Annotated in this window: 13 protein-coding genes and 1 other annotated feature; of the genes, 8 read left to right on the forward strand and 5 right to left on the reverse strand. The window is 62.5% G+C overall.

Going from position 1 to position 13,569, the window contains the following annotated elements:
• Positions 1-3: 3 nt before the first annotated feature.
• Positions 4-1,932 (reverse strand): potassium transporter Kup, encoded by a 1,929-nt coding sequence (locus ACZ1JX_RS11240; protein ID WP_465123640.1) that lies wholly within the window; start codon positions 1,930-1,932, stop codon positions 4-6.
• A gap of 184 nt (positions 1,933-2,116) precedes the next feature.
• On the opposite strand from ACZ1JX_RS11240, the gene ACZ1JX_RS11245 reads away from it, so the two are divergent.
• From ACZ1JX_RS11245 to ACZ1JX_RS11265, 5 genes are all read left to right on the forward strand, one after another.
• Positions 2,117-2,524 (forward strand): DUF2946 family protein, encoded by a 408-nt coding sequence (locus ACZ1JX_RS11245; RefSeq protein ID WP_465123641.1) that lies wholly within the window; start codon positions 2,117-2,119, stop codon positions 2,522-2,524.
• A 91-nt stretch (positions 2,525-2,615) separates the two neighbouring features.
• The gene (locus ACZ1JX_RS11250) at positions 2,616-4,589 is read left to right on the forward strand and encodes a TonB-dependent receptor family protein (protein WP_465123642.1); all 1,974 of its coding nucleotides are present in this window, start codon (positions 2,616-2,618) and stop codon (positions 4,587-4,589) included.
• 98 nt (positions 4,590-4,687) lie between these two features.
• The gene (locus tag ACZ1JX_RS11255; RefSeq protein WP_465123643.1) at positions 4,688-5,371 is read left to right on the forward strand and encodes a TetR/AcrR family transcriptional regulator; all 684 of its coding nucleotides are present in this window, start codon (positions 4,688-4,690) and stop codon (positions 5,369-5,371) included.
• 104 nt (positions 5,372-5,475) lie between these two features.
• Complete coding sequence (locus tag ACZ1JX_RS11260; RefSeq protein WP_465123644.1) at positions 5,476-5,814, forward strand: c-type cytochrome; 339 nt, start codon at positions 5,476-5,478, stop codon at positions 5,812-5,814.
• A complete protein-coding gene (locus ACZ1JX_RS11265) occupies positions 5,811-7,430 on the forward strand; it encodes an FAD-binding oxidoreductase (protein ID WP_465123645.1) in 1,620 nt (539 codons plus the stop codon). Before ACZ1JX_RS11260 ends, ACZ1JX_RS11265 begins: the two co-directional genes overlap by 4 nt.
• 173 nt (positions 7,431-7,603) lie before the next feature.
• Here the strand turns inward: ACZ1JX_RS11265 and ACZ1JX_RS11270 are convergent, their stop codons facing one another.
• The gene (locus ACZ1JX_RS11270) at positions 7,604-8,644 is read right to left on the reverse strand and encodes a tyrosine-type recombinase/integrase (RefSeq protein ID WP_465123646.1); all 1,041 of its coding nucleotides are present in this window, start codon (positions 8,642-8,644) and stop codon (positions 7,604-7,606) included.
• Positions 8,641-8,916: a helix-turn-helix domain-containing protein gene (locus ACZ1JX_RS11275; protein WP_465123647.1), complete on the reverse strand. Its 276-nt coding sequence runs from the start codon at positions 8,914-8,916 to the stop codon at positions 8,641-8,643. The genes ACZ1JX_RS11270 and ACZ1JX_RS11275 overlap by 4 nt, the downstream gene beginning before the upstream one ends.
• Before the next feature lie 252 nt (positions 8,917-9,168).
• On the opposite strand from ACZ1JX_RS11275, the gene ACZ1JX_RS11280 reads away from it, so the two are divergent.
• Positions 9,169-9,708 (forward strand): hypothetical protein, encoded by a 540-nt coding sequence (locus tag ACZ1JX_RS11280; protein WP_465123648.1) that lies wholly within the window; start codon positions 9,169-9,171, stop codon positions 9,706-9,708.
• 521 nt (positions 9,709-10,229) lie between these two features.
• Here the strand turns inward: ACZ1JX_RS11280 and ACZ1JX_RS11285 are convergent.
• Both ACZ1JX_RS11285 and ACZ1JX_RS11290 read right to left on the reverse strand, forming a co-directional pair.
• A protein-coding gene (locus ACZ1JX_RS11285; RefSeq protein WP_465123188.1) for an IS3 family transposase occupies positions 10,230-11,458 on the reverse strand; the annotation gives its coding sequence in 2 pieces (ribosomal slippage) (positions 10,230-11,170 and positions 11,170-11,458; 1,230 coding nt in all).
• Positions 11,063-11,177: a sequence feature (AL1L pseudoknot), on the reverse strand. Its footprint overlaps the gene before it by 115 nt.
• A 932-nt stretch (positions 11,459-12,390) precedes the next feature.
• Complete coding sequence (locus tag ACZ1JX_RS11290; RefSeq protein ID WP_465123649.1) at positions 12,391-12,819, reverse strand: hypothetical protein; 429 nt, start codon at positions 12,817-12,819, stop codon at positions 12,391-12,393.
• Between the two features lie 11 nt (positions 12,820-12,830).
• On the opposite strand from ACZ1JX_RS11290, the gene tnpA reads away from it, so the two are divergent.
• Both tnpA and tnpB read left to right on the forward strand, forming a co-directional pair.
• The gene (gene tnpA / locus ACZ1JX_RS11295) at positions 12,831-13,193 is read left to right on the forward strand and encodes an IS66-like element accessory protein TnpA (RefSeq protein WP_217806662.1); all 363 of its coding nucleotides are present in this window, start codon (positions 12,831-12,833) and stop codon (positions 13,191-13,193) included.
• Complete coding sequence (gene tnpB / locus ACZ1JX_RS11300; protein ID WP_368655956.1) at positions 13,190-13,549, forward strand: IS66 family insertion sequence element accessory protein TnpB; 360 nt, start codon at positions 13,190-13,192, stop codon at positions 13,547-13,549. Before tnpA ends, tnpB begins: the two co-directional genes overlap by 4 nt.
• The last annotated feature ends 20 nt before the right edge of the window (positions 13,550-13,569 follow it).

Below are 13,569 nucleotides of genomic sequence, written 5' to 3' on the forward strand. Positions count from 1 at the left end.
CGACTATAGCTCTATCTGGCTGCCAAGTTCGACCACCCTGTTGGGCGGAATGGCAAAATAGGCGGTCGGGTCGGACGCGTTGCGGTGAAGGAACATGTAGATCACCGTCATCCAGCGCGGCAGGCTTGGACGCGAGGCGAAGCGGATGGCACTGCGCCCGACGAAGAACGAGGTTCCGCCCGGCCGCGCCAGCAGGCCTTCGCTGCGGGCAAGATCGCTCGGCACGTCTATGCGGTCCATGTAGCCATAGGTCAGCCGCGCCCGGACGAAGTTGTCGTCGATCCGCTCAAGCGTCAGCCGGTTCGCGGCATCGACCCATGGCCGGTTGGTCGTCTGCACCTTGAGCACGATCGAACAACGATGCAGCACCTTGTTGTGCTTGAGGTTGTGGAGCAGCGCGGCAGGGGCATTGTCGAGATCCTGCGTGAGAAACACCGCCGTACCCTCGATCCGCACCGGAGGGCGTGCGGCCAATGCGACGGCCATTTCGTCAAGCAGCACGCCCTGTTCCTGCTGACGCTCCAGCGCCGCCTTCCTGCCGCGCAGCCAGGTGAAGATCACCAGTCCGATGGCAGCGGCGGTTACCAGCGGCACCCAGCCGCCCTCGGTCACGCGCAGGATGTTGGCGCCGAAGAAGAACACGTCGAGCGCAAGGAACGGGGCGATGAGCAGCCCGGCCCAGACCGGCTCCCAGTGCCAGTAGCGCCAGGCGATGATGAACGCGAGGCAGGTGGTGACGACCATCGTGCCGGTGACCGCGATGCCATATGCCGCCGCCATCGCCGAACTGCTGCCGAAGCCGAGCACGAGGATCACCACGCCTGCGAGCAGGAGCCAGTTCACCGCCGGGATGTAGATCTGCCCGACCTGCCGTTCCGAGGTCTGGCGGATGGCAAGGCGCGGGAGCAGGCCGAGCGCGATGGCCTGATGGGTCAGCGAATAGGCGCCGGTGATCACGGCCTGGCTGGCGATGATCGTGGCCATGGTGGCAAGCACGACCAATGGCGCGCGCAGGGAATCGGGGGCCATCAGGAAGAACCAGTCGGCATTGGCCAGCACGTGGCCCGAGCCTTCGGCCACAGCCAGCGCCTTCAATGCCATAGCGCCTTGCCCCAGATAGTTGAGCGTGAGCGCGGGCCAGACAAGGCCCAGCCAGCCGATGCGGATCGGGCTCGCGCCGAAGTGGCCCATGTCGGCAATCAGCGCCTCGGCACCTGTCACGGTCAGGAACACCGCGCCGAGCACGAACAGGCCCGAGACGCCATTGCCCAGCATGAAGCGCACGGCGTGGAGCGGGTTGAAGGCTTCGAGGATCGCCGGGGCATCGGCGATATGCCACAGGCCGAGCGCGGCTAGCACGCCGAACCAGACGAGGCAGACCGGGCCGAAGAACGCGGCAATCCCCGCCGTCCCGCGCGCCTGCACGGCGAAGAGCCCGGCCAGAATGCCGAGCGTGACGCCGAGGATCGTCGGCTCACTCATCGATTCCATGCCCGGAATGGTGCGCAGGCCCTCGACCGCAGAGAGCACCGATAGCGCGGGCGTGATGATCGCATCGCCATAGAACAGCGCCGCGCCGGTTGCGCCCAGCAGCAGCACGATCGGCCACTTCCGGTTGGTCGCACGCTCGGCCAGCGCCATCAGCGAGAGCACACCGCCTTCGCCGTTGTTGTCCATGCGCATGAGGAAGGCGACGTACTTGAGCGTGACCACCACGATCAGCGCCCACAGCGCCAGCGAGAGTACGCCGAGGATCTCGGGGCGCGAGATGCCGTCAGCGCTGGTCTGCGCCAATGCCTCGCGGAAGGCGTAGAGCGGGCTCGTGCCGATATCGCCATAGACGACTCCAATGGCGCCCAATGTCAGGATGGCCAGAGAATGGCGCTGCGCCTGATGCGCGGGTGAAGGGTGCGGCTGGTCTGCCTCGGTCATGGTCGGTCCTTCGTGTGGAGCCTGCCCCATCGCGCAGAACCGCGTAAAGGCAATATGGGTATGCGAGGTGTGCGGCGTAAAGTTTCCATAAAAGTCAGCGCCGCGCCTGCCCGTCCCGATTGGCGGATGAAGATCATGTGAAGCGGGATGACACCGCATGTGACGCCGTCTAAGGGGCGCGGCCATGGGCGGGCTGCGCACATCGCTGAGGCTGAATTACCGGCTGGCATTGCTGCTGGTCGCGCTTGCTGTGGCGATGAAGGCGCTCGTCCCTGCCGGGTTCATGGTCGAGGCTTCGGCAAAATCGCTGACCGTGCTGGTCTGCGCTGACAGCACCGGCGCGCGCTCGGCCATCGAGATCACCGTGCCGCAATCGGGCAGCAAGGCACCCGCCATGGCCAAGGCGCATGAGAGCTGTGCGTTCACGGCGCTGGGCTTTGCCGCCCTTTCCGCCACCGACCCGCTGCAACTGGCGCTTGCGCTCGCCTTCATCCTTGCGCTGGGGTTCACCGCCCACGGCGTTATCGCGCCGCGCAAGGTCCATCGCATGCTGCCGCCACCTTGCGGCCCGCCCGCCGGAATGCCTGCCTGACAGCCCGCGCCAGAGCCACGCTCTGGCACAATCGATCCAGCATCGCCGCCCCCTTCAAGCGGTTGGCGGCGATTGTCAGAAAGACATTCCGATGAATTCCCAAGCTATTGTAACGGCTCCGCTTGCCGTTGCGCTTTCCCTGTCCGTCCCCGCCCATGCGGAAGACGCGAACCCCGTCATCATCGTCACCGGCAACGCGCAGGCGCAAGTGGCCGAAACGCAAGTTGCCGCCACGCCCGGAGGGGCCGATGTCGTGTCCTACGAGGACTATGCCGACCGCACCGTCGTATCGCTGCGCGATGCGCTCGCCTTCTCACCCGGCGTCTATACCCAGCCGCGTTTCGGGCAGGAGGTGCGCATTTCGATCCGTGGTTCCGGCCTGTCACGCAGCTTCCACATGCGCGGACTGACGCTGCTGCAGGATGGCGTGCCGATCAATCTGGCTGACGACAACGGCGATTTCCAGGAACTCGAACCGATCTTCCTCGATCACCTCGAAGTCTATCGCGGTGCCAATGCGCTGCGCTTTGGCTCGGGCACGCTGGGCGGCGCGATCAACGGGGTGACCCCGCGTGGCGATGAAGCGCACGGCATCTATGCGCGGCTCGATGGCGGTTCGTTCGATTTCCTGCGCGGCCTTGTCTCGGCAGGCTTCGGGGACGAGCGCGCCAACGCCTGGGCCGCGATCAGCGCCGACCGCCACGATGGCGACCGCATTCATGCGACGCGGCGCTCGCTGCGCTTCAATGGCAATGTCGGGCTGAGGCTGGGCGAAGGCATCTCCACGCGGTTCTATGCCAGCGCCAATACGATCCGCCAGAAGCTGCCCGGGGCGCTGAGCCTCACCGATGCGATCGACAACCCGCGCAAGGGCAACATCGTCGGCGATCAGGCGCGCAACATCGATTCGCTGCGCCTGCAGAACCGCACCACGCTCGATCTCGGCAGCGGCACGCTTGAGTTCGGCACATTCTTCAATACCAGGCAACTCGACCACCCGATCTTCATGGTGATCGACCAGAAGTCCGAGGATCGCGGCCTCTTCGCGCGGGGCGAGTGGGAAGCAGGCATCGTCTCGCTAACCATCGGCGGGGAATCGCGCTGGGGCATCACTCGCGCGCGCCAGTTCGTGAACAACAATGGCAAACGCGGCGCTCTCACCTTCCGCGCCGTGCAGAAGGCGCGCACGTCCAACCTCTATGGCGAGGTGCGCGTCTCGCCAGTCGAGAGCCTCACCCTGATCGCGGGTGGCATCTATGCCGATAGCTGGCGCGAGCAGGTCCGCGAAGTGCCCTCTGCCGTCACCGGCAGAGCCTCGTTCGATGCCTTCTCGCCCCGCTTCGGCGCGCTATGGCGGCCAGCGCATGACATGCAGGTCTATGCCAATTACAGCCGCTCTGCCGAATTCCCGACCTTCGTCGAACTCGCCCAGCAGGCCGCCTTCGTACCCGTCCGCCCTCAACGTGCATGGACGGCAGAAATCGGCACGCGTGGTCGGATTGGCGCGGTGCAGTGGGACATCTCGGCCTATCGCGCCGACCTGACCGGTGAGATGCTGCAATACACACCCAACGCCAACGTCGGCATTCCGGCAGCCACCTTCAACGCGGGCAAGACCCGCCATCAGGGCATCGAGGCGGGCCTTTCATGGGCGCCTCTGGACTGGCTGCGCCTGCGCCAGATCTGGCAATACTCCGACTTCCGCTTCCGTGGCGACGTGCAGTTTGCCAACAACCGCCTGCCCGTGATTCCTCGCCATGTCCTGCGCAGCGAAGTGCGGATCGGACGCGAAGCACTGCACATCGCGCCGAGCGTGGAATGGGTGCCCGAAGGCGCCTTTGCCGATTACCGCAATACGGTCCGCACGCAGGGATACGCGCTGCTCTCGCTCAGTGCGGGCGCAACGGTCGCATCAGGGGTCGAGCTGTTCGCTGACTTGCGCAACATCACCGGCAAGAAGGCCGTGGGCGACATTGCCGCCGTGATCTCCGCCAACACGGCAAGCGCGATCTACTACCCGGTCGAACGCCGCGCCGCCTATGCCGGAGTGCGCGCCCGCTTCTGATCGATGCGCGGGCGGGAGCAGCTTCCCGCCCGCCATTTCCCGATTTTGCAAACTGTCAGATCGGTTTAAGAACCCCACTACAGCAATCGGGGTAAAGTGTGACAGAGGGAAAGGCCGACGGGAGGCCAGACGGAAGGTCGGACAAGGCGCGCAGGCTCGAGCTTGGCCGCCAGCGCCGCGCAAAGACCCGCGCCAAGGTCATCGCCGCAGCCTTCGAACTGTTTGGCGAGGAGGATGGCCTCTATGCCCGCATCGAGGACGTCTCGCAGCGTGCCGGGATAACCCGCGCCACATTCTACGATCACTTCTCGGGCATGGCCGAACTGCGCGAGGCGGTGAGCTATGAAGTGACTCACGATTTCCTCAGCGCGGTGAGCCACACCATCTCGCTGCTGGAAGACGCGCGCGAACGCATCACCGTCGCCATCCGCTTCTATCTCCACCGCGTGCGCGAAGTGCCGGGCTGGGGCCGCTCGATGATCAACCTGAGTGCCAACGGCGTGATCTTCGGCGCGGAAACCTTCCGCGAGGCTGAGGGAACCGTCGCCCAGGCCATCGCCGCGGGGCAGCTTTCCATAGATGACAGCGCTCTGGGCCGGGACGCCATTCTGGGCACGACCATAGCTGCATTCGCGACGATGCTGCGGGAAGACAAAAGCGCCGACTATCCCGAACGGATTGCGCAGATGATCCTCGTCGGCCTTGGTGTTAGCGCAGAAATAGCCGCCGAGATTGCCAACCGCCCACTTCCGGCATTGGCCTCCATCCCAGAATCAACTTGACGATCTGCAAGATTGAAAATACCCAACTTCAATCGGACATATTGTCGGATTGAAGAGATCAACCGTGTCCGGCCGACAAGAGCCGGAACTTGGGAGAAACGGGAATGGCGGCTTTGACAGGTCCGCGCCTTTGGATCGGCACCAGCCTGATGTTGGGCGCAATCGGCACGACGGCGCTTGCCGCTGCCTCTCCCGCGGCCACCACCGCTCCAAGGCCACCCGAAGCGATCTATGCAAAGACCTGCGGATACTGCCACGGCCAGCACGTGGCGCCGATCATCCGCGGGCGCGGGTTGCCGCCCGAGATTATCGAGCAATACGTCCGCACCGGCCCGCGCGGCATGGTCGCCTTCCGCCCGACCGAGATCAGCGACGTGGAACTCAAAGCCCTCGCCAAGTGGCTCAATGCCTCGAAAGCCGACCCGAAGGAGAAGGGCGAATGACCGGTATCAGCCGCCGCGACGTGATCCGCACCGGGGCCGTAGGGGCCGCCATGCTGGGATCGAGCGCTTTCGCCTCGCCGCTAGACGGCCCGCGCCAATTGCCGGTCCATCTCGACAAGGGTGCCTTTGCCGCCGCCTGCAAGGAGCTGCGCGCCGTGGTGGGGGCCGAATGGGTCTTCGCCGATCCTGAAAGCACCCTGCCCTACGCCAAGAGCTTCACCCCCGATCCGCGCCACGAGCATGTGCCTTCGGGTGCGGTTGCTCCGGCCTCGGTCGAGGAAGTGCAGGCGATCCTCAAGATCGCCAACAAATACAAGCTCCCGCTGTGGACCGTCTCCACCGGCAAGAACATGGGCTATGGCTGCGCCACGCCTGCCAGCAGCGGCCAGATGATCCTCGATCTCAAGCGCATGAACCGGATCATCGAGATCGACGCTGAACTCGGCACCGCGCTGGTCGAACCCGGCGTCACCTACCAGGACCTGCGTGACTACCTCGACGAGCACAACCTGCCGTTCTGGCTCGACGTGCCGACAGTCGGCCCGATCGTCTCGCCGCTCGGCAATACGCTCGAGCGCGGGGTCGGTTACACGCCCTATGGCGACCACTTCTTCATGCAGTGCGGCATGGAAGTGGTTCTCGCTGATGGCACGGTGGTCCGAACCGGCATGGGCAGCGTCAAGAACTCCACCACCTGGCAGGCGTTCAAGTGGGGCTACGGTCCCTACATCGACGGCATCTTCACCCAGTCGAACTTCGGCATCGTCACCAAGCTCGGCTTCTGGCTGATGCCCAAGCCGCCCGCGTTCAAGCCGTTCATGGTCCGCCACAACGAGATGGGCGACGTCTCGAAGATCGTCGACGCCATGCGCCCGTTCCGCATGAACAACCTCATCCCCAACGTCGTGCTGATGATGGGCGCGGCCTACCAGATTGCGATGTTCCACCGCCGCGAGGAGCTGTGGGACAAGCCGGAGAGCATCCCCGACGATGTCGTGCGCGACTTTGCGAAAAGCCAAGGCCTTGGCATGTGGAACACCTACTTCGCGCTCTATGGCACCGACGAGATCATCGCTGCGGTCGAACCGATCGTGCGCCGTGCGTTCGAGGCCTCGGGCGGCGAAGTGCTGACTGAAAAGGAGATGGGCGGCAACCTGTGGTTTGAGCACCACAAGAACCTGATGTCGGGCCAGCTCACGCTTGAAGAAAAGGGCATCATGCGCTGGCGCGGCGGCGGCATGTGCTGCTTCGCGCCGGTCGCCCCGGCCAAGGGCGTAGAGACGCAGCAGCAAACCGAGCTCGCCAAGGAAGTCCTCGGCAAATACGGCTTCGACTACTCGGTCGCCTACGCCATCGGCGGGCGCGAACTGCACCACCTGATTTTCATCCAGTATGACAAGGAAGATCCAGTCGAGGAGAAGAAGGCCGACGACTGCATCCGTGAGATGATCACCCGCTTCGGCGAGCGCGGCTGGGCCAGCTACCGCACTGGCGTCAACACCATGGACCTCGTCGCCCAGCAATATGGCGATGCCAACCGCGCCCTCAACGCCCGCCTCAAGCAGGCGCTCGACCCCAACCACATCCTCTCGCCCGGCAAGCAGGGGATTGCCTGAGAAGCCAGCCCGGCATGCCTGAACCAGTTCATGCCGGGCAACCCTTGACCAACCCCGAAAAACCTAGCAATAGCCCGCTTCCGGCACGCCGGGGCGCTTAGCTCAGTTGGTAGAGCATCTCGTTTACACGGTGATGCGCGAAACCCTAAAAACACCCACAAAATCTAGCTTTTTCAAACATTCACGCTACCCGCTTCGGGACTATTTCGGGACTCGCTGTCGTCGAGTGCTTTCCGGGTGTCTTCGTCGAGCACGTGAGCGTAGCGTTGCGTGGTCGCGATGCTGCGGTGAGCAAGCGCAGCCTTCGCCGAGAGCAGTGAACCCGTGTTCCTGACAATCCGCGTGGCGCGCGTGTGTCGCAGGTCGTGTAAACGGAATTCCTCGATCTTAGCTTCATTCAAGGCTTTGCCAAAGGGGTTGCGAAGCGCGGTTGCGGTCAGATGATAGCGTTGCCCTGCCTTCCGGCTCTTGCTCGACCGTTGGCAGACGTATGTGAACACGAATTGCGATACCTGAGGCTGTCTTTCAATCAGCGACACCAAGGTATCAGTAAGCGGTCGCCTCACCACGTCACCTCCCTTGATCCGGGTGAACGCCACTCGAGCGGTGAAGTCGCAATCCTTCCACCGAAGGTTAAGCACTTCGTTTCTGCGCCAGCCCGACTTGAGCAGGAATGCAACGGCGTCGCACACATCTTCGCGCAAAACAGCGAACAGACGGCGTTCCTCATCGAGGCTTAGTTCCCGCTCGGGGCGCGCCGTCTCCTTCAACTTCAAACTGCGCCACTCGGGTCGCTCACCGATGTGAAACCGGGTTGCGTCTGCGTGGGCCCACACTGCTCTCAGGACATCGATCTCCCTGTTGATCGTAGATGGCGCGCGCCCCTTCTTGCGCTTGGCGATGTAGAGCTGAAGATCGCGTTGAGACACGTCAGCGAGAAGTCGGTTCGGGCCCAGGCCCGTAACAGCCGCCGCTAGGATATACCTTGTCGTGGGCCAAGAGGTCTGATCCTCGACCTTCTCGCGATAAAGGCCGCATGCCTCGTCGACGGTGATCGCAGGGCGCTGGCGAGACGGCAAAGCCGCTTCATCACGCACGCGCTTCTCGAACTCCTCGGCCTTTCGCTTGGTAGTGCAGCCCGTGGAGCCGCAATAACGCACGCCTTGGAACTGGAAGTCGTAGTGGAAGAATTTCCCCTTCTTGTAGACTGTCACTGCTTGGCAGGCCCCTGCGTGAATGGTCGGATTTTGGGGCGAGACGGAGCCCGCACACGACGCAAATTTTGTTCTTGTTTTGTTCCTTCGTTGGTGGCAGCAATTGATGCGACGGTGAGGAATCCTTCGAGATCGTCGGCGCGGTAACGAATAAGTCGGCCAATCCGCAAATGCGGCAGATCTCCGCGCTCGCGCGCATTGCGCACTGAGCGCTGGCTCATACGCAGGATTTTAGCCACTTCGGGCTCGGTCAGTAGGTTGATGTTGGCCATGTTTTCAAATCCAATCGTGACTACGGGGCAAGTGCTAAGCCTCACCAAGTCAGACCCGCGCTGCCTGGACGAGCTTGAGGACCTTCGCAGAGGATCCTCCGCGATGTGGAGTGCTAGACCTAGCATTGCCTCTCTCGAGCGCTTGACCGCACCTATTACTCGACCTGTGCCGGCAGTGATGGCATATTGGTGTTTCTCAGACATTATGTGTTCTTTTTTACACACATATGCGCAAATAGCAAGAGGGCAATCATGACGAGTAACGCGGAGAACAATTTCCCACACGCCGACACCAAGGCGGCAGCAATGCTCCGCTCGGGCCTCGCACGGTTGAAGGGCGAAAAGGGCGTCTCAGCTCGGACGGTCGCAACGCGGCTTGGATATAAGCAACCAGTGGTCCTCAGTCACATGGCAAGTGGGCGCGTTCCGATACCAATCGACCGCGTCGAGGCAATCGCCAAGGAAGTGTGTCTCGACCCCGCCGCCTTCCTACTCGCGGCGATAGATCAAAGGCTTGAGGGGCGGGCGAGGCAGTTGCTCGCGCAGAGCCAAGCTAGTGATGCGACCGGCTTTGTCACAGACCTCCAAGAGATTGCCGGCGAGGACCTGGCCACCTTCACCCCAGCCAAGAAGCAGGTCCTGAGGGAAGTTGTTGCAGATCCTGATCCGTCAAGGAGGTGGCTGTCCCTTTCCGAACTACCGGTGGTCCAGATGCTACGGCGCAAGTTCCCTCACATCCAGGAGCGCGGGCTGAGCGCCACTGAACGCCAAGAGCTGTTCGATCTTATTTAGAACACATGAGTGTTGACAAACACACATATAGCACTGTAGTCGCCCGTCGCAGGCGCTCAATGGAGGCGCCCCAAGACGGAGTGACAGATGGATTACCGAAGCATCTCGCCAGTCCGGTTGCGAGATCTGCCCGGTCCACGCCGCAGCAAGCCACCTGTGCGGCGGATCAGGCAAAAGCAGGCTCAGGCACTACGGCGCGAACGTGCGATCGTGCAGGATCTCCTCGCGCTTCGAGCGCTGCGGATCGATCTTTGCCGCCTCGTAGGCGAGCGGCCCGACCCCTTGCTAGTTATGGAAAATTATTACCAGACGGAGTCAGGTTACTGTCACCAAGGTAACGAATGCCTACCCTGGGAGCTCATGCTTCCTCAATGGGACGATCTCACGGAATACATGCAATTGCATTTGGGCTTCATGGCATGCCTCGGATGTGGTGGCTTCTCCTTCTCTGCTGACATTCATCCTCACGTCCTCGCACAGGTTGAACCGCCCCGGCTTTCCCGGAGGCATTTTCAATTGAGTCATGCGACCATATCGAGGGTCTCGTTGGCCGCATAGTAGTTGGCTTCGGCTTCGGCGGGTGGGATGTGCCCGATGGGTCCGAACAGGCGGTGATTGTTGAACCAGTCCACCCAGCGCAGCGTTGCCATTTCCACGGCCGATGCGCTCGGCCATGAGCGCTGCCGCCAGATGACCTCGGCCTTATAGAGACCGTTGATGGTCTCGGCCAAGGCGTTGTCATAGCTGTCGCCGACGCTGCCCACAGACGGCACGAGGTTGGCTTCGGCCAGACGCTGCGTGTAGTTCATCGCCAGGTATTGAACGCCCCTGTCGCTGTGGTGGATCAAGCCATCATCTGGACTTGGCCTGCGGGCATGGATCGCCTGCTCCAGGGCATCCAGTACGAAGCCCGCCGTGGCGCTGGTGCTGACCTTCCAGCCCACAATCCGGCGGGCGAAGGCATCGATCACGAACGCGACATAGACGAACCCGGCCCAGGTATGGACGTAGGTGAAGTCGACCACCCACAGCGCATTGGGCCGGCTGACGCGGAACTCGCGGTTGACCTTGTCCAGCGGGCACGGTGCCTTGGGGTTGCTGATGGTCGTCACCGTCGTCTTGCCCCGGCGCACGCCTGCCAGGCCCATGGTGCGCATCAGCCGCTCGACGGTGCACTTGGCCACCTTGATCCCCTCGCGGCGCATCTGGTGCCAGACCTTGCGGGCACCATAGAGGCCAAAGCTGTTCTCGTGGACGCGCTTGATCGCCTCGCGCATCTCGTCATCGCGCCGGACACGGGCGGGGCGCCTGCCGGGATCGGCAAGGCGGGCGGCATATTCGTGGTAGGAGGAAGGGGCGATTGCCAGTTCCCGGCAGATCGGCTCGATACCCAATTCCTTCCGGTGAGCGTCGATGAACGACATCACCATTTGCCGTGGCGGTCGAGCTCCGCCTGCGCAAAATATGCCGAGGCTTTGCGAAGGATCTCGTTGGCCCGGCGCAGTTCCTTGACCTCGCGCTCCAGGGCCTTGACCCGATCACGATCACTGACAGCCTGCGCCGCTGGCCCTGCTCGTCGGCTCGCCTCCTCACGGCACCAGCGGCGCAGTGTCTCGGTCGTGCAGCCAACCTTCCCGGCGATCGACGTCATCGCCGCCCACTCCGACGGGTAATCTCCCCGGTGCTCCTCCACCATCCGCACCGCACGGTCGCGAAACTCAGGCGAGAACTTGTTCCTTGTAGCGCTCATCGTGGCTCCTTCTCACAGATAGGAGCCTCCGGGAAAGCCGGGGCGGTTCACTCGCTTTAAACGCAAGCAAAGAGAGGCAAAGCGCCGTTCGCTCCTCATTCGTCAGCAGCTACCACAGCAGGCTGATTTACGAGCACTCATTCAGGAGAGGCAATCACGCGAAGCAAGCTTGTGTGCCCTGTGGGAGAGTGGCGGCGCGCCGCTATCGGTGAGCAAGATCCCTGCGGCCCACCTTGAAGCAACCGCGAGGTTTACCGCCGACGCATGGCTAGCGTCGGTGCTACTCCGATCCATGAATCGCAAAGTCAGCGCCGCATACGTCGCACGCTTCCTTCGCGACTACGGCCGGGATCAAGGAAAGTCGCCGGACGCGCTTAAAGCAAGGTTGCGGTCAGACCTGAGCAGGATCGACGAGATGCACCGGATAGGGACGTGGTCGAGGATGGATTGCATCTCGGAGATCGGAGCGCACCAGGATCAGCGGGACGACTTTGACGACCAGCACGCCGAGGAGGCCAGCGAAGCTGATCGCGCGACTTACCTTCGTTCGCTTTGGAGCCCACCCCCTCCTGAAGAGAATGGATTTACCCCCTCCTGACCACCCCCTCCCCGCATGGTCCTTTCTTTTCCGTTACTTATAGAATCAATGTATTCCAAAAGTATGCTTGGATTTAGAGATGATTCCCATACTGCGGTATCCGCCGTCTTACGACGTTGGATACAAGCTCGCCGAGCTCGGTAATGTTTATTTTTTGTTTTTGCAGCTTTGCGGCGTGTCTGAAACTGAACCTCAACGGAGTGCTAGACTGCGCTGCAACCAGAAAATCTTTTGGGCCGGAAATGGTGCGGCAGGAAATACCACGGTAGCAAGAAGACTGACTGCGGAGCTCTTGTTTTGCGCGGTTGCAGCGGGGCACCGATGCGGCTCGTGGCTATTCAGCCCTCAGGGCCTCATACAGCTGTCCTGGTCCCAATAGAATTTCCTTCAGCCCGGCGCGCACCTTGGCGCTGTTGAGGGCCTGGCTGCTCATAACCTCGTGTGCGGCCAGCGCATCCATGAGCGCATTGATGAACTCATCGTCGAGCGTCGGCGAGGCCGCGAACTGAGCCTTGGTGTTGTTCTTGGCCTGCATGCGGAGGGCCTCGGACTCCAGCAGCTTACCCTTGAGCACGTTGTTGACGTAGACCAACTGGTCGCCGTCGGTGAGGTCGCCTTCGAACAGGTCGTTGACCTTCGCGATGATCTCGGCGAGCAGCGCCTTCTCCGTAAGCGCCGCCGGAACCCGGCCTTGCGCAGGATTGGGATGGCGTAGATTTCGCGGGGCAAATGGAGGCCTTGCGAGTGGATATCGAGCAGTCAAACGAGCCTCGTATGGGCGCTCGTCGGGATGGAGGAGCGGTCGTACGTGTCGAGCGGCGGCGGCATTGGAGCGACGAGGAGAAGCTCGCGATCCTGAAGGAGACGACGCAGCCCGGCGTCATAGTTGCGGCGGTGGCGCGGCGGCATGGGATCGGAACAGGCCAGCTCTACACATGGCGCAAGCAATTGCTGCGCGGGGCGATGGCGGGTTTTGTTCCAGTTGAACTGGTGAAGCCCGAGCCGGCAGGCAAACCGCCTGAAGCTGGCCGGATCGACATCCGGCGAGGCGACGGCTTCACGGTCTCGGTGGACAGGCTGGTTGACCCACAGGCGCTGCGACTGGTTCTCGAGATTGTCGGGGAGCTTGAACGGTGAGCCTGACCTTGCCGCCGTCGGCCAAGATCTATCTGTCGCTGGCACCGTGCGACATGCGCAAAGGCTTCGACGGGCTGTCGGCCCAGGTTCGTAATATCCTGCAGCTTGATCCATTCTCTGGTGCAGTATTCCTGTTCCGCGGGAAAAGAGGTGACAGGCTGAAGGCGCTGGTCTGGGACGGGTCAGGGCTTTGCCTGTACGCGAAACGTCTCGAGCGTGGAAAGTTCGTGTGGCCCCGAACCCAGGAGGGGGCGGCAGCTCGGCTCTCGGGCGCACAGTTGGCGATGTTGATTGAAGGCCTCGATTGGAGGCAGGCGATCATTCACAACGAGGTGCTCGTACCGACACTCGCATGAGCGGAAAAGTCACGAAAAAC

Source organism: Novosphingobium sp. BL-A-41-Hi4A-0G, assembly GCF_055521735.1.